General features: G+C 38.6%; 27 protein-coding genes. 19 read left to right on the top strand and 8 right to left on the bottom strand.

Translation table 11 applies throughout. The annotated features are described in order from the left end of the window. Window positions 1–38: 38 nt before the first annotated feature. The 5 genes from lpdA to P1X15_RS11030 all read right to left on the bottom strand — a co-directional run bounded on the left by lpdA (window position 39) and on the right by P1X15_RS11030 (window position 8,303). Complete coding sequence (gene lpdA / locus P1X15_RS11050; protein WP_277338187.1) at window positions 39–1,442, bottom strand: dihydrolipoyl dehydrogenase; 1,404 nt, start codon at window positions 1,440–1,442, stop codon at window positions 39–41. An 89-nt stretch (window positions 1,443–1,531) separates the two neighbouring features. After that, a complete protein-coding gene (gene odhB, locus P1X15_RS11045) occupies window positions 1,532–3,082 on the bottom strand; it encodes a 2-oxoglutarate dehydrogenase complex dihydrolipoyllysine-residue succinyltransferase (RefSeq protein WP_277338186.1) in 1,551 nt (516 codons plus the stop codon). Between the two features lie 70 nt (window positions 3,083–3,152). Then, window positions 3,153–5,933 carry a 2-oxoglutarate dehydrogenase E1 component gene (locus P1X15_RS11040; protein ID WP_277338185.1) on the bottom strand — a complete coding sequence of 927 codons (2,781 nt, stop codon included), beginning with the start codon at window positions 5,931–5,933 and terminating at the stop codon, window positions 3,153–3,155. Between the two features lie 84 nt (window positions 5,934–6,017). Next, window positions 6,018–6,923, bottom strand: coding sequence for a PorP/SprF family type IX secretion system membrane protein (locus P1X15_RS11035; RefSeq protein ID WP_277338184.1), 906 nt, complete (start codon window positions 6,921–6,923; stop codon window positions 6,018–6,020). A 693-nt stretch (window positions 6,924–7,616) separates the two neighbouring features. Further along, complete coding sequence (locus tag P1X15_RS11030; RefSeq protein ID WP_277338183.1) at window positions 7,617–8,303, bottom strand: LytTR family DNA-binding domain-containing protein; 687 nt, start codon at window positions 8,301–8,303, stop codon at window positions 7,617–7,619. A gap of 992 nt (window positions 8,304–9,295) precedes the next feature. Between P1X15_RS11030 and P1X15_RS11025 the strand changes: the two genes are divergently transcribed. Continuing rightward, window positions 9,296–9,853, top strand: a complete 558-nt coding sequence (locus P1X15_RS11025; protein WP_277338182.1) for an AraC family transcriptional regulator — start codon at window positions 9,296–9,298, stop codon at window positions 9,851–9,853. 231 nt (window positions 9,854–10,084) lie between these two features. On the opposite strand, the gene P1X15_RS11020 is transcribed toward P1X15_RS11025, so the two are convergent. Beyond that, window positions 10,085–10,501 (bottom strand): helix-turn-helix transcriptional regulator, encoded by a 417-nt coding sequence (locus tag P1X15_RS11020; protein ID WP_277338181.1) that lies wholly within the window; start codon window positions 10,499–10,501, stop codon window positions 10,085–10,087. A 555-nt stretch (window positions 10,502–11,056) separates the two neighbouring features. On the opposite strand from P1X15_RS11020, the gene P1X15_RS11015 reads away from it, so the two are divergent. From P1X15_RS11015 to P1X15_RS10965, 11 genes are all read left to right on the top strand, one after another. Then, window positions 11,057–11,368, top strand: coding sequence for a hypothetical protein (locus P1X15_RS11015; protein ID WP_277338180.1), 312 nt, complete (start codon window positions 11,057–11,059; stop codon window positions 11,366–11,368). A gap of 85 nt (window positions 11,369–11,453) precedes the next feature. After that, window positions 11,454–11,765: a hypothetical protein gene (locus P1X15_RS11010; RefSeq protein WP_277338179.1), complete on the top strand. Its 312-nt coding sequence runs from the start codon at window positions 11,454–11,456 to the stop codon at window positions 11,763–11,765. After that, window positions 11,762–11,977: a hypothetical protein gene (locus P1X15_RS11005; RefSeq protein WP_277338178.1), complete on the top strand. Its 216-nt coding sequence runs from the start codon at window positions 11,762–11,764 to the stop codon at window positions 11,975–11,977. Before P1X15_RS11010 ends, P1X15_RS11005 begins: the two co-directional genes overlap by 4 nt. A gap of 71 nt (window positions 11,978–12,048) precedes the next feature. After that, on the top strand, window positions 12,049–12,738 hold the full coding sequence (locus P1X15_RS11000; protein ID WP_277338177.1) for a hypothetical protein: 690 nt from the start codon (window positions 12,049–12,051) through the stop codon (window positions 12,736–12,738). A 252-nt stretch (window positions 12,739–12,990) separates the two neighbouring features. Next, window positions 12,991–13,461: a hypothetical protein gene (locus tag P1X15_RS10995; RefSeq protein WP_277338176.1), complete on the top strand. Its 471-nt coding sequence runs from the start codon at window positions 12,991–12,993 to the stop codon at window positions 13,459–13,461. Then, window positions 13,428–13,919, top strand: coding sequence for a hypothetical protein (locus tag P1X15_RS10990; RefSeq protein ID WP_277338175.1), 492 nt, complete (start codon window positions 13,428–13,430; stop codon window positions 13,917–13,919). The genes P1X15_RS10995 and P1X15_RS10990 overlap by 34 nt, the downstream gene beginning before the upstream one ends. A gap of 11 nt (window positions 13,920–13,930) precedes the next feature. Further along, a complete protein-coding gene (locus tag P1X15_RS10985) occupies window positions 13,931–14,296 on the top strand; it encodes a hypothetical protein (RefSeq protein WP_277338174.1) in 366 nt (121 codons plus the stop codon). Further along, on the top strand, window positions 14,259–14,651 hold the full coding sequence (locus P1X15_RS10980) for a hypothetical protein (protein ID WP_277338173.1): 393 nt from the start codon (window positions 14,259–14,261) through the stop codon (window positions 14,649–14,651). Before P1X15_RS10985 ends, P1X15_RS10980 begins: the two co-directional genes overlap by 38 nt. Window positions 14,652–14,655: 4 nt before the next feature. Then, a complete protein-coding gene (locus tag P1X15_RS10975; RefSeq protein WP_277338172.1) occupies window positions 14,656–15,432 on the top strand; it encodes a hypothetical protein in 777 nt (258 codons plus the stop codon). A 134-nt stretch (window positions 15,433–15,566) separates the two neighbouring features. Then, on the top strand, window positions 15,567–15,875 hold the full coding sequence (locus P1X15_RS10970) for a hypothetical protein (protein ID WP_277338171.1): 309 nt from the start codon (window positions 15,567–15,569) through the stop codon (window positions 15,873–15,875). 18 nt (window positions 15,876–15,893) lie between these two features. Next, on the top strand, window positions 15,894–16,205 hold the full coding sequence (locus P1X15_RS10965; RefSeq protein ID WP_277338170.1) for a DUF3850 domain-containing protein: 312 nt from the start codon (window positions 15,894–15,896) through the stop codon (window positions 16,203–16,205). 378 nt (window positions 16,206–16,583) lie between these two features. Here the strand turns inward: P1X15_RS10965 and P1X15_RS10960 are convergent, their stop codons facing one another. Further along, the gene (locus P1X15_RS10960) at window positions 16,584–16,754 is read right to left on the bottom strand and encodes a hypothetical protein (RefSeq protein WP_277338169.1); all 171 of its coding nucleotides are present in this window, start codon (window positions 16,752–16,754) and stop codon (window positions 16,584–16,586) included. A 55-nt stretch (window positions 16,755–16,809) separates the two neighbouring features. Here P1X15_RS10960 and P1X15_RS10955 point away from each other — a divergent pair, with 55 nt between their 5' ends. Together P1X15_RS10955 and P1X15_RS10950 are read left to right on the top strand one after the other, a co-directional pair. Next, window positions 16,810–16,971: a hypothetical protein gene (locus P1X15_RS10955; RefSeq protein ID WP_157585380.1), complete on the top strand. Its 162-nt coding sequence runs from the start codon at window positions 16,810–16,812 to the stop codon at window positions 16,969–16,971. Beyond that, window positions 16,964–17,341, top strand: a complete 378-nt coding sequence (locus tag P1X15_RS10950) for a PIN domain-containing protein (protein ID WP_028666213.1) — start codon at window positions 16,964–16,966, stop codon at window positions 17,339–17,341. The genes P1X15_RS10955 and P1X15_RS10950 overlap by 8 nt, the downstream gene beginning before the upstream one ends. Window positions 17,342–17,345: 4 nt before the next feature. On the opposite strand, the gene P1X15_RS10945 is transcribed toward P1X15_RS10950, so the two are convergent. After that, window positions 17,346–17,561, bottom strand: coding sequence for a hypothetical protein (locus P1X15_RS10945; RefSeq protein WP_157585378.1), 216 nt, complete (start codon window positions 17,559–17,561; stop codon window positions 17,346–17,348). 292 nt (window positions 17,562–17,853) lie between these two features. Here P1X15_RS10945 and P1X15_RS10940 point away from each other — a divergent pair, with 292 nt between their 5' ends. The 5 genes from P1X15_RS10940 to P1X15_RS10920 are packed head-to-tail and all read left to right on the top strand — an operon-like array spanning window position 17,854 to window position 23,566. Further along, a complete protein-coding gene (locus P1X15_RS10940; RefSeq protein ID WP_277338168.1) occupies window positions 17,854–18,525 on the top strand; it encodes a CRISPR-associated endonuclease Cas6 in 672 nt (223 codons plus the stop codon). Window positions 18,526–18,552: 27 nt separating this feature from the next. Next, window positions 18,553–19,488, top strand: coding sequence for a type III-B CRISPR module RAMP protein Cmr1 (gene cmr1, locus P1X15_RS10935; RefSeq protein WP_277338167.1), 936 nt, complete (start codon window positions 18,553–18,555; stop codon window positions 19,486–19,488). Beyond that, entirely contained in the window at window positions 19,485–21,281 is a 1,797-nt protein-coding gene (cas10, locus tag P1X15_RS10930) for a type III-B CRISPR-associated protein Cas10/Cmr2 (protein WP_277338166.1), read from the top strand. Before cmr1 ends, cas10 begins: the two co-directional genes overlap by 4 nt. Before the next feature lie 8 nt (window positions 21,282–21,289). Further along, window positions 21,290–22,336: a type III-B CRISPR module-associated protein Cmr3 gene (cmr3, locus tag P1X15_RS10925; protein WP_277338165.1), complete on the top strand. Its 1,047-nt coding sequence runs from the start codon at window positions 21,290–21,292 to the stop codon at window positions 22,334–22,336. A gap of 3 nt (window positions 22,337–22,339) precedes the next feature. Further along, the gene (locus tag P1X15_RS10920; RefSeq protein WP_277338164.1) at window positions 22,340–23,566 is read left to right on the top strand and encodes a Card1-like endonuclease domain-containing protein; all 1,227 of its coding nucleotides are present in this window, start codon (window positions 22,340–22,342) and stop codon (window positions 23,564–23,566) included. Window positions 23,567–23,580 lie beyond the last annotated feature (14 nt).

Genomic DNA, 23,580 nt, shown 5'->3' with positions numbered 1-23,580 from the left:
AGACGCTATCGGTTTGGAGTAATTTTTTTGTAGGCTTACTAAGCGTTCAAGGCGCGGTTGGCAGTAGCGGCCAAACAAGCTTCTTTAAAGGCCTCAGTATAAGTAGGGTGCGCATGCGACATTCGGCTTACATCTTCGGCCGAAGCACGATACTCCATCGCTACTACTGCCTCTGCTATCATATCAGCAGCGCGTGGTCCAATGATGTGTGCTCCCAAAATTTCGTCGGTTTCTTTATCAGCCAATACTTTCACTACGCCATCGATATCCATACTTGCTCTGGCGCGACCTAGTGCCTTGAAAGGGAAAGAACCTGTTTTGTAAGCTGTTCCTTTTGCTTTAAGTTCTTCTTCAGTGTAGCCTACTCCTGCTACTTCTGGCCAAGTATAGACTACATTCGGAATCAGAAGATAATTGATATGAGGTTTTTGGCCTACGATGGTCTCTGCCACAAACACTCCTTCTTCTTCGGCCTTGTGAGCTAGCATTGCTCCCCGAATCACATCTCCAATGGCATAAATATTAGGCACTTTGGTTTGGAGGGTATGCTCATCTACTTCAATCTTGCCTCTCTTATCAGCTTCAAGTCCTGCGTTTTCAAGAGCAAGCCCGTCGGTATAAGGACGGCGACCTACGCTCATCAAACAATAATCCCCCGTAAACGTAACGATTTCTCCTTTGGGGTTTTCAGCAGTTACAATCACCTCTTCGCCAGTATTCTCTACCGTTTTTACTTTATGGCTAAAGTAAAAATCAGCCCCGAGTTTTTTCACAGTTTTCAGAAGTTCTTTGCTCATGGTACCATCCATGGTTGGGATCATGGCAGGGGCATATTCTACAAAACTAACTTTTGCCCCAATACGCGCATATACAGATCCTAGTTCTGCTCCAATCACTCCTGCTCCAATCACAATAAGATGCTTAGGGATTTCTTTAAGTGTAAGAGCTTCGGTAGAAGTGATGATACGTTTTTTATCGATTGTTACACCTGGCAGCGAAGAAGGTTTAGACCCTGTAGCGATTACCACATTTTTGGAAGTAATCATTTCTATTTCGCCGTTTTCTTTGGTCACTTTTACAGTATTCTTATCTACAAATGACCCTAGACCTTGATAAACGTCAATTTTATTTTTTTTCATTAAAAACTCAACTCCTTTGCACACTTGGTTTACCACCTCGTTTTTGCGGGCAATCATCTGTGCTAAATCTACCTGAAGATTTTCGAGTTTGATACCATGCTCTGCAAAGCTATGGGAAGCATTGTAGAAATGCTCTGAAGAATCGAGCAAGGCTTTGGAAGGAATACACCCTACATTGAGGCAAGTTCCTCCTAATGTTTTATATTTTTCGATGATGGCAGTTTTTAAGCCTAATTGTGCACAACGAATTGCGCATATATAGCCACCAGGCCCTGAGCCGATTACGATAACGTCGTATTGCATTTTTATTTCTATTAAAATCTATAAAAAATAGGTAGGTCTTTATAAAAACAAAGACGCAGAATTTGGCTGCGTCTTTGTGGTATGAAATCTTAAACCTCCAACAACAATCTGGTGGGGTCTTCTAAGAGTTGTTTTACTCGAACCAAGAAACTTACCGAGTCGCGCCCGTCAATGATGCGGTGGTCGTAACTAAGGGCTACATACATGATAGGCCGAATTACAATTTCGCCGTTTACCACTACAGGACGCTCGACGATGTTGTGCATTCCCAAAATCGCCGATTGAGGTGCGTTGATAATAGGTGTAGAAAGCATTGAACCAAAGATACCACCATTGGTAATGGTAAAGGTGCCACCTTGCATTTGCTCAATGGTAAGTTTGTTGTCTCTAGCCAAGCCTGCCAAGCGGATGATTTCTTTTTCTATTTCCGAAAAATTCATCTGCTCTGCATTCCTAATTACCGGTACCACCAACCCACGGTCGGTCGATACAGCGATAGAAATATCAGAGAAATCGTTGTTGACGACTTCATCACCGTCAATGTATGAATTTACAATGGGGAATTCTTGCAATGCTACCGCGCAAGCTTTAGTGAAGAAAGACATAAAACCTAGACCTACGCCATGTTTTTCCTTGAATTTGTCTTTGTACTTAGCACGGATATCCATGATAGGCTTCATATCGACTTCATTGAATGTAGTCAACATGGCTGTCTCATTTTTGACTGCTACCAAGCGGCGTGCAATGGTTTTGCGAAGCGATGTCATTTTAACGCGACGTTGGCTTCGTGCCCCTACTTCTGATTTAGCACTTGCTTGTGCTGGCGGAGCAGCAGGAGTACTAGGCTTAGCCACTGGAGCAGGCGCTGGTGCCTGTGCATTTTGAGCATCTTCTTTGGTGATTCGACCTCCTACTCCCGAAGCCGAGACATCTTTTGGATCAATGCCTTTCTCAGCTAAGATTTTTGCGGCAGCTGGTGAAGGATGCCCGGCAGCATAAGTAGTAGATTCAGCATTGGCTGATACGGTTTTGGCTTCGGCTGGTGCAGGCTGCCCATTGCTAGCAGCTGGCTGCGCAGTAGCTCCTACTTCAATCCGACAAATTACAGCTCCAATTGCCAAAGTTGAGCCAGCTTCTGCTACAATACGAAGCACCCCTGCCGCCTCAGCAGGAAGTTCGAAGGTAGCTTTATCAGACTCTAGTTCACAAAGTACTTCATCCAACTGCACGGTTTCGCCATCTTTTTTATTCCAGTTGGCGATAGTCACTTCAGTCACAGATTCTCCCACGGTAGGTACTTTCATTTCTACTACTTTTGATGCTGCCGCAGGAGCACTAGGTGCAGGGGCAGCAGTTGTAGTAGCTGGGGCTGGATTAGCAGCAACAGGTGCTGGGGCAGCAGCACTAGTTTCGATCAAACAAATCAATCCTCCTATTGGCAACACGTCGCCTTCTTGTGCTTTGATACGCAATACACCATCGGCTTCGGCTACCACTTCAAAAGAAGCTTTGTCTGAATCCAGACTACAAATGACTTCATCTCTTTTGACAGTCTCGCCATCTTTTTTTACCCAAGAACCAATCGTTACCTCTGTGATAGATTCTCCTACGGTAGGCACTTTTATTTCAATCTGTGACATTGTTCCTATTATCCGTTATATCCTAGTTGTTCAATGAATCTTAATGTTGGTTATTTAATCAAAATGTAGGTTAGCCTACATTAAAAGCTTGCTCAATAAGCTCTGCTTGCTCTTTAGCGTGGATTTTCATGTAACCAGTAGCAGGAGATGCACTAGGCTTACGAGCCAATACCTTTCCTAAGCCAATTTGAGGGAATGCCCGCAAAACAAACGTCCAATAACCCATGTTTTCGGGTTCTTCCTGTACCCAAACTACTTCCGCTTTTTTGTATTGAGACAGATGCGCTTCTACTTGCTTTTCGGGGAAAGGATGTAACTGCTCAATACGAATGATTGCCACATCTTTTCGGTTGTCTTTTTGTTGTTTTTCATACAATTCCCAATACAACTTCCCTGTACAAAGTAACACTCTTTTTACCTTTTTAGGTTCAGCAAAAGTATCACCAATGGTTTCTTGGAAACGAGTCCCTTCCTCAAAATCGCTCATAGGCGAAACAGCATAAGGACTACGAAGCATCGACTTAGGCGACATCAAAATGCAAGGTTTGCGGAAGGGCAATGCCAATTGACGGCGAATCATGTGGAAGAAGTTGGCTGGCGTAGTAACATTACATACATACATATTGTACTCAGCCGACAAAATCAAGAAACGTTCGGGACGAGCGCTTGAGTGCTCAGGGCCTTGTCCTTCATATCCATGAGGCAAGAGCATCACTAAGCCGTTCATGGCATTCCATTTCGACTCGGTAGCCGAAATAAACTGATCGACCATAATTTGGGCGCCGTTGGCAAAATCACCGAACTGCGCCTCCCATATTACAAGTGCGTGAGGATTGGCCATGGCATAACCATATTCAAAGCCCATCACGCCATACTCTGACAAAAGAGAATTGTATATTTCAAATATGCCTTGTCCCTCGCCAATGTGTGCAAGGCTATTATAATTTTCGTTGGAATCTACCTCGTGAAGTACTGCATGGCGATGAGAGAACGTACCACGTTGCACATCTTGACCTGTCATACGTACGGTACGACCTTCGGCCAAGATAGAGCCATAAGCTAACAATTCACCTGCCGACCAGTTAAATGGTTTTTCGCCGCTAAAGATTTGTTTGCGTTCTTCTATGACTTTCTCAATTTGCTTCAACACTTTGAAGCCTTCTGGCAAATTAGTAAGTGCATTTCCTACTTTTTCAATTACATCATTTGATATACCAGTAGCAGGCGATTCTTCAAAGTCTTCGGGAATCGAACGACGAAGCTCAGCCCAATCACGTTCTAGTTTAGGACGTTGATAAGGTAGTTGCTTTTGTTTTACTTTTTGTAATAATTCTTGTAGCTCGCCTTCCAATTCTACTTTCATTTGGTCGGCAATTTGCGCATCAAGTTCACCCCGTTCGGTGAGCATCTTCATATACAAATCACGCCCATTGAGCTGTTGAGAGATCTTGGTATACATCGTAGGCTGCGTAAAACGAGGCTCATCCGCTTCGTTGTGGCCATATTTACGATAACATACCATATCTACAAATACATCCCGATTAAACTCCTGACGGAATTCGACCGCGATTTTCATTACAAATGCTACCGCCTCGGGGTCGTTACCATTGACGTGGAAGATAGGAGCATCTACAATACGAGCAATATCAGAACAATAAATGGACGAACGATTGTCTTCGTGGTCAGTGGTAAATCCTACTTGGTTGTTGATCACAAAATGTAGCGTACCTCCCGTGTAATAAGCCGGCAAATTAGACATTTGGGTCACTTCATACACAATACCTTGACCAGCGACTGCGGCATCACCGTGAATCAAAATCGGCAGCACAGGGTCATATTTATCTTGCCCCGGAATATGGTTATAGTGTTCATCGGCGCGAGCACGTGCGTACCCTACTACTACGGGATTGACTGCTTCGAGGTGAGAAGGATTGGGCATAAGTTTGAGACTTACTCGCTTACCTGAAGTGGTCTCAACTTGGCTCTCGTACCCCATATGGTATTTTACATCACCATCACTAAACTCATCAAGTACTACATTCTCTTCAAACTCATTGAAAATCTGGTCATAAGATTTTTGCATGATGTTGGTGAGCACATTGAGACGCCCACGGTGCGCCATCCCAATTACTACTTCTTCTACTCCTAGCTCTGCACCTCTATTTAGTACCACATCAAGAGCCGGAATGGTAGCTTCTCCCCCTTCAAGCGAAAATCTTTTTTTACCAAGAAACTTCGTATGCAAGAAATTTTCGAACGTAACAGCCTCATTGAGTTTTTCCAAGATTCTCTTTTTCTGCTCAATAGTAGGCTTGAAGTTGAGATATTCGTCTTCGATTTTTTTACGCAACCAGCTTTTGGCACGTCGGTCGCGGATATACTGATACTCAAATCCTATTTTTTGAGTATATACCTTTTGAAGGGCTTCCACGATTTCACGCAGTTTGGCTGGTCGGCCAAACACTTCAATACCGGCTTCAAAAACAGTGTCCAAATCGCCCTCCGAAAGATTGAAATCTTGCAAATCTAATTGCGCCTGACGGTCTTTACGAGGCCCTAGCGGGTTGGTTTGAGACTTAAGGTGCCCTCTTTGGCGATACCCTCTAATGAGGTGAACTACCTCCATTTCTTTGCGGGTGTGGCTTGCCGAAACTGGTTTTTCGGCGGCGGGAGCGGCAGCTCCATTTCCATTTATATGAGGTTTGTTTTCTCCATATTTAATTGAAAATTCAAAACCTTCAAAAAATCGTTGCCAGCTCAAATCAACCGAGTCTGGTTGCTGCTGGTACTTCTGGTACAACTCTTCAATGTACGCTGCTTCCGAATTAGCTATATATGAGTATTTTTCCATTTGAAAACCACTTAGATTCAGTCGGGCAAAGTTAGCTTATGTATTTGTAAAAAATTGCAAAAATCGTATAGTTTTAGCAAAAAACTAATCTACACGTGGATTGGGTTGAAGTGTAAAAACAATTTCATGAATTCCTTTTCCTGCTCCAGGAATATTATTAGAAGTACCGTTAAAATCTTCTACACGGCGAGAATTATAGGTGTAACCCACCCGAATGTTCTTCGAAATGTCAAACCCTAGCAGTCCTTGTATATAAGTAGTAGTACCTATGCGAACCGAAAGCCCTGCCAAAATTCTACTTTTATAATGTGCCAAAGCATTCAAATCAGTACGTATTTTGCCATTTTCAGGTTTTGTCAAAACGATAGAAGGTCTAAAATCCAGTTCTTCTACCAAGTCTGTCTTCATCCCTAACTGTACAAACAAGGGTCGTTGATAGTTAAGTAATCCACTTGTGTTATTGTAGCCGTATTGTTGTTTGAGTATTTCAGGCATAGAGACTCCTCCAAAAAACACCTCATCTTCATAATAAATTCCGACACCCGCACTAGCGAGTGCTTTATTGAGGCTTCCTCCTGTATTGATGGCGTTGCGCGTAGGTAAGACATTGATACCTCCTAAGCCTCCAATCGAAATTTTTTGCTCTTCTGATATTTTAAAGATGTAAGAAATACTTCCAAACACCGCCGTATTGACTGCGACGCGGTCGTTTAGGCCCAGTAGTCCTAAGCCTACTTTACCATTGGCGAGGCTTCCATCCATGGCAAAGGATTGAGTCACAGGAAGCCCCTGTACTCCCGCTATAAACTGACGACGCAAAACCGCATTGAAGTAAAAATTTTCGCGAACACCGGTGGCCGCAGGATTGATGGCAAGTGGATTGACGAGGTATTGGGAATACTGCACTTCTCGTTGGGCATAGCTTCTATATCCGTTCAATAAAACTACAAGGAGCAAAAAGAGACGTACAAAGGAAAAGAGTGAATACATTTTTTTCATAATAAACTGTTTGGCTCGTTTAACAACGCAAAAGACAGCATGAATCTTGCCAAACCCAACAAAAAAGCAGAAGATATAGCGTCTTCTGCTTTTTTGGCTGATACTATTAATCTACCAAGAATAATCAAGGGGGTACTGCTACAACACTGCTGTAAGTAGACCTATTTCTCTCTCACTTGTCTCTCATTTTCAATAATGGAATGGTGGGACTTTAGGCAGCTCCCTATTTTAGGTGAATTTGGTTGTATTTTTATAACTCCTTAAGTACCGATAAAAACTAGACTTGTTTGTAAAGTTGTAGCCCCACACAGCTTCATAATAACCCATAGCACATACAAATTAGAACTCCATTGAATTGATCACTAATAAACAGTCCTTATAGAGTTTTTAAAAAATATTACAAAAGATATATTTTAGGGTAAAAACTTTTAAAATATTCACAATTACACTAATATATGTCAACAAAAAATTATTTTTAAATTTAATATCCTATTACTTCAATTAATATCCTTCTTTGTAAAAAATAAACCTACGATGACTTTTCAATATTAAAATTACATTTTTTTAGTATATTAAAAACAAAAAATTATACTTCCTTCTTTCATTACAACGAAATTATAATTCAAAAAACATTCACCTTACTAATAAATGAAAAACAATAATATAATTCATTCGCAAATTCAATCATCCAATATCTTTAATGTCTTTAGAAATCAACAAATGTTTTACCCTGCGGCTCATTGGCAAAATGACACCTCCTTCTAGTTCTACCATACTACGTTCAATATCTATCCTTTTGATGTATTTTTTGTTCACCAAAAAACTACGATGAATTTGAATAAATGCGCCCACTGGTATTTGCTTCTTTAACAGAGTCAATGATTTCTTGAAAGCATATCGGCGATTTTCAGTCTGAATAAAGGAATAGGTCCGCTCTACCTCAATATATAAAATATTTTTCAAAGCAATAATTTCGCTTCTTACCCCACCTCGTATAAACTCAGTATTTATTTCCGTTTTACGCTTCAAAAGTCTTATGCTATTATCAAGGGTATGTATATGAAAAGGCTTCACGAGATAAAAAACATTATCTAACTTTTTTACTTTATCATATAGTTCTTGGGTGTCGTAAGTTGGTGTTAATACAATAGGAATAAGATGCGGCGATAGTAAAGCTATTGTTTCCAGAGCTCTTTTGTCTCCCTTCGCCCCTACATCTAATAAGACTAAGTCAATACTAGTAAGATTTATTATGTCTATAGCTTCTTCAAAATTTTTAGCAACCCCTATCATGTTATAGTCCAATTTTGAAAGCATTGCCTCTATCTGTAGAGAGTGCGAAGAGTCGTCTTCAATCAATAAGATGTTCATAAACACGAGTAAATTATTAAAGTTATTTTCAAAGTATGGTAAATCACCGTTTTTAATCTTCTGATAATCAAGGGACAAACTTACATTATTTATTTAATTCTACTTAAGGAATACCCTTTATTCACTATTACACTACCCGTGGCATTCCAACTGAAAGATTTTTCTACTACCCTCAATAGCAAACTTATCTCCACGCCGATTCGCATCTGAAGTATTACACAACTTTCTTTGAATAATAGCAGCTATCTCTATGCTCATGCCACCAGTCAAATTTTGGTGTATGGCTAAGATACAATACACTAATATCAATCCTACCTTCAGTAAATAAGGCTCTAAAATCATTATGCCTCAAGTTTTTTAAGCTAACCATTAGCTACCTCTGTCTTGACTTGACTTGGCTTTTAACTCTCTGTGCAAGGCTATCTAAATCAGTATTGTATTTCTGTAAGTTTTAGTTCAATCTCCTTGCGCATCTTTTTTTATAGTTAAAAGAGAAAAGACTTACACTATACTCATCAACAAACCATATATTCTTATCTTTCATTGTTGGAATTAACACCATATATCTCCGCCTAATTTCAAATAATCTTTAAAGCTATATTTTATTTTTTTAACTATTTTGTTTTTATACCAATCTTTACTATTTTATCGATAAAATATACCAAAATTTAATTTTAAAATATTTTACATAAAAAATAAATCATCGGTATACTTTTCATTTATACATCCTTAATCAACGAATCAATCAAAGTACAAGTAGTGATAAGAGAGCACAAAACTCGAACTGACTACTTCTTTCAAATATAATCACTGCAATATTACAATTTATTTTTAATTACTATTTTCAGTATAATCATACAAATATCCCATAGAATATATCCATTTTTCAACCTAATATATCCAACAAGCATAATATTCATAAAATTTGTATAATTTTTGAAATCGCCAAAGTATATTAAATTATACACAAAGCCATCTAACTTCCAAATATCATGACAAAATTCAGCCCTACTATCAATCCAACTATCCTACCTTCTTATGTAAATTTTTTTATTAGCCAAACTGACATAGAGAAAGTAGTATCTGCTCTGATTCAATCAGAAGTTTTTTTTATAATTCAGCCAACTCATAAAGAAGATTCTAATGAGATAAACGAAACGTCAGTACAAACAAACTTGAGTAGCAATAATAAAATTTCCGAAAACAGTATTAGTCTTCGGAGCATTGATATTTTCATCGATGACTACCTATCGAAAGGAATTATCCCCGAAATCAGTGAAGTAGCAAATCATTTAGGATTAAAAGTACCTACCTTTAAATTACATTTCAAGAAGATGTATGGCAGCCCTTTTTATGAGTATTACATGAATAAAAAGATGAAATATGCCTCTATTCAACTTCTTCAAGGATTGCCCGTAAGCGCAGTTTCGAGTATGGTGGGCTATTCTCAACCTATAAAGTTCATTAAAATGTTTCTGAAGCACTTTGGTGTTACTCCTAAGCAATACCAGCTAAACTATTCCCATTCTAAAAGGAGGCCTATTTTTTAGTGATACAGCTTATCCGTATTTCGGGATTAAAATTAGTTAAAAACAAAAAAGGCTCGAAGTAAAAACTTCGAGCCATGCGTCTTACGACTTTTTGAGTACCCAGGGCCGCCACACTTTTTACTGCGTAACTTCCTGATTTTGTCTGCATTAGGTTTATAAACCCAAAACGACAAGTAAGAATGCGAGTAAATTTTAATCAAAAAAAAACTCACACAGACTTTTCTTACTTGGCTAGTGCTTTCCCAAGTTCTCGTTTGCAACCCGAAGTTGTTCTCGTAAATACTGAATCTCTTTATCTTTTTCAGATAACTCCTTTGAGTGCTTCACTTGTATTTGATTTATTAACCCATATAGGTCATCATTAAAAGTCCCCCTAGAAATTTGTACATCTTCTTTAGTTGACTGAACACTTTCTTTTTGTACATTATTTAGTGTACCAATCTTGCGAGAACGGTCTATAATCTCCTCTGGAGTTACACCCAAAATCTTAGCCCACACCTCCAATTCAGACAACCTTATAGAGTCTCTTTTCCAGACATTTGAGACCGCTTGCTTTGAAATCCCTTTTGCGCTTGCTATATCCTTTATACGGATTTTTTTTTCATTGGCTATCTCTCTAAGGGTCAGGCCAATAGGATGAATGTTCATTATCATAATGTACTATTTTTAAAATTATTCCTTATTATAGTTGACTTAGTTCATTTATTTAGTTTACTTTGAAACCAAATCGCTACAATATAGCCATTTTACAACTATTTTGTAGTATGATATACATAAAAGGATGTTTTTTTTAGTAAACGGCAAACATATGATTTCTTTACCAACTGAGCTAATAGATAGGTATAAAGGATTGCCTATGATGGCTAAGAAAGAGATAAGAGCTCTTTTTAGGAAAATAAATGGATACAAATCCGACGTCAGGTTCGAAAGCCTAATCGGGCGAAAAAAAGAAGCTCTTCCAAGAGAAATAGACTTTATTGAAAACGAAGTAAACCGTCATATTTAACTCTATGAAAATCGCCCCTACCTCCGAAACTCCCAAGCATCATTGGTCGTATCCAGTACTTTTCTGGATTCTCCTTTTTGCCCCTTTCATCGGCGTTTTTAGCCTTGGATTTCCCTTTTACTATTGCTGCCTCACTTGGATTCCATTGTTCTTTTATTAATCCAACACGCTTTTTTCACCATAAACCAATACCTAAAATGAATGAATTTACAAAGTTTTTGGCAGAGCTAGGAGGGGAAGACATTGTGGCAGGAGAAAGCCTTATTCACTGTATTTTTAGTATCCCCAAGTGGGAACCATTTGAGATGTATTTGTGGGTCGATATTTGCCCTCTCAGAAAATGGTTTTACGTAAATCTGATGGTCTTTGAGCATATCATTCCACTAGTTCCCCACTCTAATTATAGCGATTTTGACGATTTTGTGGGTCAATTTCAAGCTCACCCACAAATCAAAACCACTTTGGACTTCATCAAAGCCTCAGAAGTTCATACTGTTCATACCCCGTAAGTACTATTTATTCGTGTATTGCTCAGGTACTAGCTACCTACTTAGCTAGGCAGAATCCTGCCCTATCTTTAATCCTGCAAAAACCATGACACTTGCTACCAAAGAACGAGAACAAGCCTTACAAAACTTAGCTAGTATAGTAGAAGAAGGATTGGCCGCACGAGGCAATGCCCATGCCCAACGAACTGCCCTGCTTCGAATCCCCAATTTCGCCAACCAAGCCTCCGTAGCTCCCCTCGACTGGATTGAATGGTACTTCACGCAGAAAAGCCAAAACGCTCCCTCTATCAATGAGGGTATCCATTGCAAGGGATGTGACCGAACCTTTCCCAACCTCTATGCCTACAATGGCCACGGACCCACCAAATGCCAAACCAACCGTTTGAGACAACAATGAAGACTACCACCGAAAGCCGCGAATGGGCAGAACAACTCTGTCAGAAAATCGAAAAGCAGTACCAACGGGTAGAAGTTTGTGAGAAAGCTGTGTCGATAGGTGCATCCTATCCCAACTGGGCTTGCATTCTCAGGTTTGGTAAAACAAAAAAGGGATTGGCCTTACAGCATTTTAGAGCTATAAGGGATTTCTTAGAAGAAAGAATAAACTAGAACTATACCCGATTTCAATACATAAAAATACTCATTTTCAGTCATTTTTACAAACTTTCACCCCTAAAAAAATGCTCAAAAACACCGTTACCGCAGGGATTTGGTCTCAGTACCAACGTTACGCCGCACCCGCTTCTTTCTTTCCTCGAAAACCTGCTTTTTCAATGGCCAAGACCAAAGCTAAACTAGCCGAGTTTTTCCATTCCAACGAGCAAATCAGAAAACTATGCCAGGAAAACAAGGATACCTATCCACGTATGCACCAAAGCGTTCAGAACACCGCTTGGCAACTGCTCATGCACTACATCAAAAATTGGGGAAAACCTACCGCCCGTGCCTACGAAATCCGAATCACCCATAGCTATCTTAGGAAAGCCCTCAACGATAGTTGTTGCATTGCTACTATCAAAAATCATATCAATAAGCTATTGGGTATGTACAAGCCATTTTTGACCGAAAAGTACCGAGGTGGATTGGGACTGCACGACCAAAACACCCCCTGTATCATCCTCAAAGTTAACCCGATTGTGCTTCAATTTGAGGATGAGAGGCACAACGAAGCCGTAAAGGTCGGCGAACTATCTGCCGAAGAATCACGCTACAAAACTCAACAAACCAACCAAAAACACCGTGTGGTAGGGGCTTCTATCATGGCCGCCAAAGCTCAGGTCGAAAACCAAGCCCAAAAACGCTCCGAAACGCCGTCGGCCATTGCTTCGATTTTTGAAAACTCGTTTGCCCATTTTTTAAAAAGGGAATAGCTAATTTTTGACTATAAGTACAGACACAAGTACTGAATCCGTACCTATCTGTACTCGTCTGAACTTCTGAAAGGACTTTTAGTAAGGTCTTCGACCTTTCATCCCAAAAAATCCTCCCCCGTTCCGATAAAATGTACCGAAAAGTGACGACCCGTTCAGATTCTGAACTTGGGGTAAGGGGGGGGCGCGGCCCGATTTTTCTTGGAAAATACCTTAATACTCTGACTATCAACACATTAAATCAAACCAATCATGAACACTACCGTATTCAAACCTGCTACTAAATCCGAAAGCCCCTTTGATGAAGCCAACAGCCTCTTGGCTATCACCATTTACCACCAAAACCCCGTCAATCATCAAGGCAAAAAGAACCTAAAGTATTACCTCAAAAAGAAAATAGACCGCGAATACGACGCCCTCATCAACGAAGATGAAAGGCTAATGCTCGAACTCAATAGGTCGGTCAGATTCATCGAAAACAAGCTAAAATCACGCTATGGTGACAATCAAATGACCTCCATACAAATCTATTTCAACGACAACAAAGGAGGGACGATTCCCGAAAGCCACCCCAATGCCATGCTTTGCAAACTCAACATCTTCACGAATGGGCAATGTGAGCCTCATATCAACCGAGACATCATTGCGACCCAAGAAGGGATTGATTTTGTGACCAAAATCATGGAATCATGGCAGTACTACATCCAACACGCCCGTCGATAGTCATGCACGCTTATTTCTACTTCAAAAAGTTAGCGGATAAGGCCGAAATCTATATTCAATCCGCCGAAGTGGATTGGATAGAATGGACGCTCATGGCCAAAATATACCCTCCCTGCCACGATTTTGACAGGCTCGAACCCCTCAAGCGTACCCCCGAAAATATCCTTCGCATTGCCCATATCAAGACCCTGCTAAAGGACATCGAAAAGTGGAAGAAATCGGGGCAGTTGTGGCACTATCAAGGGCCAAACCAACGAGGGTTGAAAGTCAGGATTTCCGTTGAGGTCGCTATCATCCTTTTTGAGCTGTGTGAGGCTTCCAACAACAAAGAGTTGAACATCTTGAAGGGTAATATCCAAACGCATTTGGCGAAGAATTTCAACCTCTTTTTGGGCGATATGAAACGCGAATCTACCCCCGACAATGAAGAAGATTATCTCTGGTATTTTGAACACTAAACAATCATTCTATGAAACGAATCCAACTCATTTTTCTCTACTTTTTGGTGATTGGAATCATCACCCTTGGTTCTTTATTTACGCATCCACCTGTCATTAAGATTGGTCAGGTTTTGGCCGTCGAACGTACCGAAGATTCGACCGAGGTAAAAGCCGTTATCACTGCCGAAAACGCCCAAATCAAGCTCTTCTTTGTGAAGGCGGTACCCTACATCAGCCCTGCCCGTATAGACGTGTTCGCCAAAGACATCAATGGAAATCCGCTCTACTACGACCCTCAAACGCTACTTCATGCTATCCCTGATTCTGTTTTTGTACAATTCAATCTCCCTTACCGAAATGAACAACCAATGGAACCATCACATCAACCTTTTTGAGCAACAAGGTTACAAACCCCCTTTGACCTTTCCCAAAATCAATCTTGGCGAAAACTACAACAACAAATTGGCCTCTACCCATAGTTTTCAGGTGCTTTTGCCTGAATCTGACCTCTACCAAGTGGGGGAAACCTACGAAATTCAGGTCAAGGGAAAAACCTTCCTCTATGCCATTTGTGAAGCAATCAGCGTCTATCCTTTTTCACGCATCAGCAGCTTTGTATCACGCATTGATAGAGGAATGAAGCTCGAAGAATACCAACGACAACTACAGTTTGAGTTTAGGCACTTGGGAAGCGTCGAAAACCTCAAATTCGTTTTCATGAACATGGTCATTGTCAAAAACAAACCCTAATCCAATGTTTACTACCACCATAAAAAGCGGTGCTTCAGACAAAAGCTACTTTCGAGGCAAAGGGCAAGACGGGGTCTATCAGACTATCATCAACGAAATACCGCAATGCCACGACTATTGGGAGATTTTTGCGGGGAATGCCTCTATTTACCGCAAATTGACCCAAAAGCCTGAGAGGTGTTTTTTGATTGAAAAAGACCAAAAACAGGCCAAACGATTAGCCCAAAACCTTGAGCTTAACAAGGTTTATAGTCTCACTGATTTGCAGCTTTATATTTTGCCTACCGAAGAACAAGGTACTTGGGTAGTTTGGGCATCAGCCTTTGAGATTCTTGAATATATCCGAAAAGAAGCCATTGACCGCGAGCATACTTTCATCTTTTGTGACCCTCCTTACCCTCTTTCAACCCGTTCTTCTAACAATCGCTATAAGCACGAACTTACTGATGGTCAACATGAGCTACTTCTTAGCGAGGTGTTGCAGTTTGAAAATGCACAAATAGCCATCACCACCTACCCAAACGCCATGTATGAAGAAAGACTAGCAGATTGGAGGAAAACTATCTACAGTTCCGTTACAAGAAGTGGTCAAGTTCGCACCGAGCATATGTACCTGAACTACGAGCCTCCCCAAAAACTGCAAGACACCTACTACATCGGCAAGGACTACCGAGAACGCGAAACGCTTAAAAAGCAACAAAAGAATTGGGCAAAGAACTTTGCTCAGATGCACAAGCATCAGCGGCAAGCCATCATCGAAAAGCTTATCAAACTCCTATAAAATTTTGATAGCAAAATACCTATCGATCGTGAAGCCTGGACACCGCCGCAGCGTCCATTTTGATAGCAAAATAAATTCACTAATCGCTGATGCAGCTCTGCTCCGTCGCGCATCAGCAAAACCAATCTAAAAAAATGATAGCAAATTCAGAAAAAAAGGACTTCAAGACCATCACCCTCAGGGATATGAACGAAAAACCTGACCTCGTCAACATCATGAACGAAGTCATGGAAAAAGAAGGTATCAAAACGGGTCAGAGTGTTATCGAATACATCATCAAAGACTACGACTGTACCAAAAAAGCGTATCAAGCCCTTCAAAATAAGTCTGAAGAACAATACCGAGACTATTACCGTTGGCGAAATGAGTTTGAGGAGAAATACCAAAAACTCGAAGAGAATATCAATCTAGTCAAAAAAGCCTTTAAAATCTTAATAAAATAACCCTAAAACGACTACTCCATGACACACATACTAAAAACCGAGCCCTTATACTTTGGGGAGATATGGTTCCGAAACAAACTATTTGAGGTACGAAAAGACGACCGTAACTTTCAAGTAGGAGACATCTTACATTTGGTCGAATATTATTCAGTACTCCAGTCCTATGGCAAATTTTATATCACTGCCGAAATCTCCTTTAAGCTAGAAGGGGGAGAATTCGGAATCAAAAAAGGCTTTTGCATTTTATCCTTAAAAAACCTCCAAAATCATGAACATACGGAAAGAGAAGTATCAGCTCTACCTCAAAATAGAGGTATTGAAACGCTTTAAACAATTGTCGCTTGACCTACATACCTATGCTCATTACCAATCCAATCATGCAAAGTGGAAACTGCAACGGTTCTATTACAAACTCATTTGCAGACTAGCCAGTTGGTCAAAGTCATACGTTCAAAAAACGCTCACCATACAATACATTGAGTATGAAAACTACCCCTCAGATGAAGAATTACTTTAATCAATAAGTTGCTATGAAAACCAATACCTTATTTTCGGTAGTGGGCATATTGGCTTTCCTGCTACTCTTGGTGATAATCCTAAAACAACTCCTGCCATGCCTGATAAAATAACCTTGACCAGAGAGGCTTATCGAAAAGCCTACACCGACCAACTAGAACTCATTCAAATCTTGAAAAAAAAGCAATAGGGTTAGCCGAATGCCTTCCCAATTTTGCCGACCAACTCCTCGAAGTAACCATAGAAATAGTCCAAGCCCAAGCTAAGTTTGAGGCTATTCAGGGCATTTGGCAGGATAATAAATGAAAAAATATACACTCTCCCTTTGGGAACGTACAAAGGGAGAATGATGTATCTTGCCATGAATTGTTAAATGAAATTTGTAATTTTGGTGAGTGAAATTAAAACGCTTACAACCATGACTGTTATCATCAAACCTAACGCCACCAAAAAGCAGATAGAAGAGGCTTTAGGTAAACTCAAAAAGCCTACTAAAAAATTTGACGTAGATAAGTTCTTCGGTAAAATCAAGTGGGGAGAAGACTCCTTGAAATTTCAACGTGAGTTAAGAGGTGAATAAAGAAGAATACATATTGCTAGATACCAACGCTCTTATCCGTTTGTTGGAAGGGGATATGGCTGTTAAAATCATCCTTGGTGACAAAACCCCCTGCATATCAATCATCACGGAAATGGAAATACAGTGCAAAAAAAACATGACAGCCTCAGAACGTAAGCTAATAAAGGCTTTGTTGGAACAACTCCTGATTTTTGACCTTAATGAACAAGTCAAGACTTTAGCCATCAAAACACGACTCTCCACTTCTCTCAAACTTATGGATGCCATTATTGTAGCTACGGCTCAGTGGCTTAATCTGCCATTGATAAGCAGCGAAACAAAATTTAAGAGTGCTTCCATGATTGATTTGATACTTTTAAGTAATAGGTAAATCTCTACTTCTTGCCATAAAACAACCAAACATCAATTCGGTAAAACTCTGCAAAAGTACGAATGGTGATTTGTTTTAGGTTCAAGGTTTTTCGGATGTAGGCCATTTTATGACGTGCGTAGTGGTCGCCATAAATTTCATTTCGAGTCAGAAATTTCTCATTTACTTCCTTAAACATCCAAGAATTATCTAGCGAAAGAGTTGAGGCAGTTGGTAACATAGCTTCCTTAGTAGGTGACTGTATTATAGTCGCAATTTACCTTAAAATAGTAAGATTTAAAGGCGCATTTCAATTTTATGCATTCCTTCTAAGTTTTTCTGTCACACCTGCCCATTTAACCAAAATTGCCCTACCAATAGTTTTGAAATGCGGCCTTTTGTAGATACATGGTTATAGTCTCATAATTTCCGTAAAGTAAATTTTTTGCCACTTGATAAAATTATGACATTTATTCTTGTTTTTTTTGAATAAAAACCGATAAGTTTAACAAAAGCTTAAACCGCTAGCCATTTTGAAAAAAATACGTTTCCTCAAAGTTCAATTCGATGCCGAAATCGAAGGGTGGGAGCTGCCTGCTTTTCGGGGGGCTGTCATCCAAAAAACGGGCGAACAGCACATCACTTTTCACAATCATATCAACGACCACGAAGTCATCTATCGCTATCCGGTGATTCAATACAAGCGCATCGGGCGGAATCCTGCGCTGATTTGCGTGGATTTTGGGGTCGATGAAGTGCATCATTTTTTCAATAATCGTAACCTTGATATCGAAATTAGTGGTCGTAAGCTTTCACTGCATGTGAAACACCTAGAAATGAATCAGTACAACCTGCAAGTGTGGGAAAAGAGCTTTTGTATGCGCCTGACCCAATGGCTGGCTCTGAATCAGGAAAACTATACCAAATACCTAAATACGACCGATGAGCTTTCGCGGCTGACGTTGCTGGAAAATACGCTCAAAGCCAACATCATTTCTTTTGCGAAGGGTATCGGCTGGGACATCGACAAAACGATGAGTCTGCGTATAGATAGCGTCGACAAGGTACGCCCTGTGACGTTTAAGGCGCAAAAACTATTGGCTTTTGATGTGACCTTTCGCTCCAATGTTTTCTTACCCGACTACCTCGGACTAGGCAAAGGCGTAAGCCACGGATTTGGGACAGTTAGACAAGTTAAGAACTGAAAAAAGTGATTTAAAAAAAAGAAAAACATGCAAACCATCACCTTTACTTGCGAAGTAATTACGCCGATGTTTCTGGCAGGAGCAGACAGCACTACCCCCGAACTCCGCCCTGCGTCTATCAAAGGAGCCTTACGCTTTTGGTGGAGAGCGATGAATGGGCATTTGTCCGTGGATGAAATGCGAAAGCTTGAAGGAGAGATATTTGGGAGTACGGAGAAGAGGAGTAGAATTATAATCAAAGAACCTAAACCTTCTACCGATTATTCACCTTTAAAATATGATGGAAATTCAAGCAGTTTTATGTTACCTCACAAACCAGAACCAAAAGATAAAGAAAAGGATTCAAGGTCTTTAAATAAAGCTTTTCTTCAAAAAAGTACTTTTAAGATAGAATTAACGCTGACCAGCAGTATCTCTGTTAGATATAATAATTCTGATTACACATTTACTATTAATTCATTAAGAAGTTTGTTTATACTAACATCTATTTTAGGTGGCTTAGGTAAAAGAAGTAGAAGAGGTTTTGGTTCTTTTAGAATAACTAATATAAATAATCAAGCCTATTCAGAAGAGCAAAATCTAGAAAACTTATTGCCATGTATGAATTTACTTGTTGTAAAAAATTCAGTTAATGAAGATAAGTTTAAAATTGATAGGAATAGAATCCTACTAAATAGTAAAAGTTCATACAGGGATTTAGGCGAATTCCCTTATGTGACAAAAATTCAGATAGGGACACAGGTTAAAACAGTATCAGAAATAGGAAACTCCACTCATAAGGTAATGTTAAGTGATGCTTTTCTTTATAAAAGTACTGTTGGTGCAGGAAATCCTCGCTTTGCATCTCCCATTTACATTTCTATATTAAAAGATAATTTGCCAATTATTACAACACTTAAAACAGTATCACATGGGGGTAAAAAATGGAGTTTACAAACAGATTTAAAAAATGAAATTTTATGAGCAATAACAAAATATATCTATTCTTACTAACCATTGGCCCAGTACAATCGTTTATTGCTCAGGCAAGAAAGACTGTGGACTTGTATGCCGGAAGTAAGATTTTAACAGAACTCACAAAAACGGGTGTAGAATCTATTGGAAGACCTAATATTGTTTTTCCTTATGCAAAGTATGAGATAGAAAAAGATTGGGAGGAAGTTAATTCTCTTCCTAATCGTTTTGTAGCACAACTATCAGGTACAGAAAGTGAGATAAATCAACTTGGTAAAGATACGGAAGATGCAATTAGAGCAAAATTCAAAAGTGTTTCAGAAAAGGCACTGAAAAATGCTAGAATACCAACATTTCCTGCCTTTAAACAACAGATTGAACAGCATTTAGAGGTATACTGGGTATTTGAAGAAATAAAAAACAATGATTACAATACTGCTTACTCAAATATTCAGCAGCAGTTAGCCAGTATGAAAAATGTACGTCGATTTAAGCAGTTTAATGAAGGGAATGGTGAAAAAGGACGCAAATGTAGTCTTGATGGTGAACGAAATGCCTTATTTTTTGGAGAGAGTACTAACTCAAACTATCTCGACTCAAAATGGAATCCCTTTGCTACAATAATTGAAGGCACAAAATTGTCTAAAAATGAAGGGTTAAGTGCCGTTAGCTTTCTAAAGAGAATGTATGATAGTCAAAGCTTTCCCTCAACAATTGAAATAGCATTAAAATCTGATATTGAAAATATATCAGGAGAACCTCTAAAAACGCTTAATGAATACAAAAACATTATTTTCAATCACGATAAAATTGTAAGCTTATGCCTAGAAAATTTTACTGAGATGAATTGTAATGATAAACAACGTTTCATTACTACTTTTGACGCAGAATATTATTACAAAGAAAATATCACAGAGGAAAGCATCCCCAATCCTTATCAAAGACAACTGATATTGGAAAAGTTTATTCCCTCTTTTGCACATAGCTTAAATACAAGGCATTATGCCCTGATTTCCTTTGATGGTGATAGCATGGGACAATGGCTTAGTGGAGAATATCTACCTCAAGATATTTCATTGCTAGATTTTCATCAAAAAATATCTATATGTCTGATGGATTTTGCTAAAGAGGCTACTGTAATTGTTAACAGTTCTGGCGAAACCATTTACGCTGGTGGTGATGATTTTTTAGGGTTTGTTAATATTCAATATTTATCTTCTGTGCTTGTAAGCCTACAAGAGGCTTTCAAAGAGAAAGTCAACAAACCTTTAAACCAATCGCTATCTTTCTCAACTGGGATTGTCATTGCACATTACAAAACACCATTAAATGATGTGTTGAATCAAGTAAGAAGGCTACAAATGAATGCTAAAAAAAGCTTTGATGATAAAAACGCCTCTGGATTAGCTTTTATGAATCGCTCGTCAATCATTAGTGAAATGTACTGTAAGAATGATGATTTAATCCTGCTATTTTGTCTAGCAAAAGCCTTTAAAGATAAACATATAAGCTCCACTTTTCTATTCAAGTTTGTGAATAACTGCACGCCAATTATTGGACAGTTATCAGATGAATTTGCCTTTTTAGCACAAGTATCTATTTTAAAGGTAGAACTAAAACGCTTGATGAAACGTGCTAAAAGTCCTAAAGCAGATTGGAAATATATTGAAGAGGCAATCTATGAACCATTGGTGGAAAAGATTCTATTACAAGGTTTTAATCTGAAAACATTAGAAACTTCGATAGATAACTTTGCATCGTTTGTCAAAATGGCTGAAAAAATTGCAGGAGAACTAAAATAAAGCAACTCATGAACAAGTCATATTTATTTATACAACCACTTGATACCTTATTTTTTCGTTCTGGAAAACCTTTTAGTAAGGGCGAAGAAGCTTTTGTAGATAGTTCTATGATTATTCCTTATCCATCCGTGATTTGGGGTGCATTATTTACAAGCCTTTGCATCAATAGTGGAGAAGAACGATTACAAAAATTTTCTATTAAGGATGAAGACCTACAAAAACTTCAGATTCATCATGTATATCTACACAATCCTGTATTAAGTAAAACGCTTGTTCCTGCACCACTGGATTTGTTTGTAGATGAAAAAAGGGATTATTTCTTTACCGAAAAATACATTAATAACCCCCTTTCAAATGTACCATTTTCAACATTGGTAAAGCCAAGTATCAAGGATGCTGAACGAGAAGAAAATCTTTTTATCAATATAGAAGATTTATTTGAGTCATACAGTGCCAGACAAAATCATAGGACAACGGTTTATAAACCTGATGATTTTAGCACTAAAAATCCTAAAGTTGGAATAGCTTTATCTAAAACCTCAAGAACAACGGTAAACGAGCAGTTTTATAAAGTAGAAATGGTCGAGTTTGCTGAAAATTGGGGTTTTTTGGTTGAATATGAATCTGATTATGCTTTTGACAATGGCATTCTCAAATTAGGTGGAGAAGGAAAACTGGCTTCATTCCAGAAGGTTGAGCAACCTAACATACCGATTTCCTCAACAGGTATTGAGCAAGCAAAATATGTAAAAGTATATATACAAAGCCCTACATTTTGGAAAAGTGGCGATGGAATAGAAGAACTTAATAACATAGATGGTTTTGAACTGGTAAGTGCCTCGATAGGTAAATATCTCTCAATAGGTGGATTTGACGTCAATAAAAAAGAACCCAAACCTATGAAAAAGGCTCTTCCTGCGGGGTCAATTTATCTTTTTAAGAAATTAAATCATAATAGTAATTTGGCAGATAACATAAAAACCTTAATAGCTAAAAATACAGCCAATAGTAATGGTTTTGGAAAGTTTCAAGTTATACCTTTTAAAGAAAATTAACCTATGAGCATTACCGATGAGTTAAATGAAAAAAAAACATTAGATTTTAGTGAATACAGTTATGTATGTGCTTCTACCCTTAATCAGATGGTAAATTATATTCCTTTGGTAATGGATGAGTTTAAATTCAAGGACTTTTATACTGTTACGCTTTACAAGGACATAAATCTTACCACTAAAGTTAAAGGAAACAAAAAATGGGATGAGAATTTGCAGAAAACTTTAGACAAAAATACCATTGCATTGGATGAAATCAAGATTGAGCAGAACGAATTTTTAAAAGTATCTAAGACAATAGAAGCTTTTGATAAAGTATTAAAAGATAAGAAAACTTTTTGGAATTTAACTGGAGGACAACGCCCATTTGTCTTAGCAGTACTGGAATATGTGAAAGATAAGCCAGAGCATTATATTGCTTATTTAGAAGGAAATACTGGGCAAATATCAGTCAAATCAGCCCATGAGGAAATACTTATACCGTATTCCTTACCTAAAGGAACAAATATAGAAACGGCGTTGAAATTGATGGGGTTTAACGCACAAAGTACTCTTTCCATGAAAAAGAGTGATAAAGAAGAGCAAGAATTTTGGTTAGATTTTTATGAGAAATATAAAAATACTTCTTCAAATCTTAGGGAGAATTTAGTTTTGCTCAACAAGAAGAAACATGAAAATGGTACAAATTTTACCCAATCTGATAAAGAATCTTTTTGGAAAAAAATTTACCAACTCTGTCAACTGGACATTCATAATGATAATAGTTATTTAAGAAGATTTCGTTTAGGCTCAAAAAATCAGTTTCCATTTGGCTATATCTTAGAAGAAATGTGCTTTCATGTACTTTATGATACTGCGGTCAAATACTCTTTGGGTATATACTCAAGTGTAAGAACTTACTCTATCGAAGCTGAAAGTCAATTAGATGAGTTTGATATTTTGATTCTTACCAATCAAGGAACAATCCTGAATATCGAATGTAAAAGCGGTATTATGGATGGAGACGTTGCCAAAAGTACAAAGTATTCTACTTATGCTATTTCGGGAGTATATGGAAAACCAACCCTCATAACTCCCCTTTTAGAAAATGAAATATCGAATACAACACCTAAATATCCTTTACAGAAGTCTTTTGACGCAATCAATGCAGCTATAAAAGCTGGTTTACCCATTTGGAGTATTGATAAAATTAAGAAGGAACTTGAGGAAATAATTAAGGACAATAGCAAATAAGTATTACACATAAT

Origin of the sequence: Runella sp. MFBS21, assembly GCF_029433105.1 — a bacterium.
Classification (GTDB): Bacteria; Bacteroidota; Bacteroidia; order Cytophagales; family Spirosomataceae; genus Runella.
Note: the sequence above shows the minus strand (reverse complement) of the source record. Positions and strands in the feature narration are given on the sequence as shown.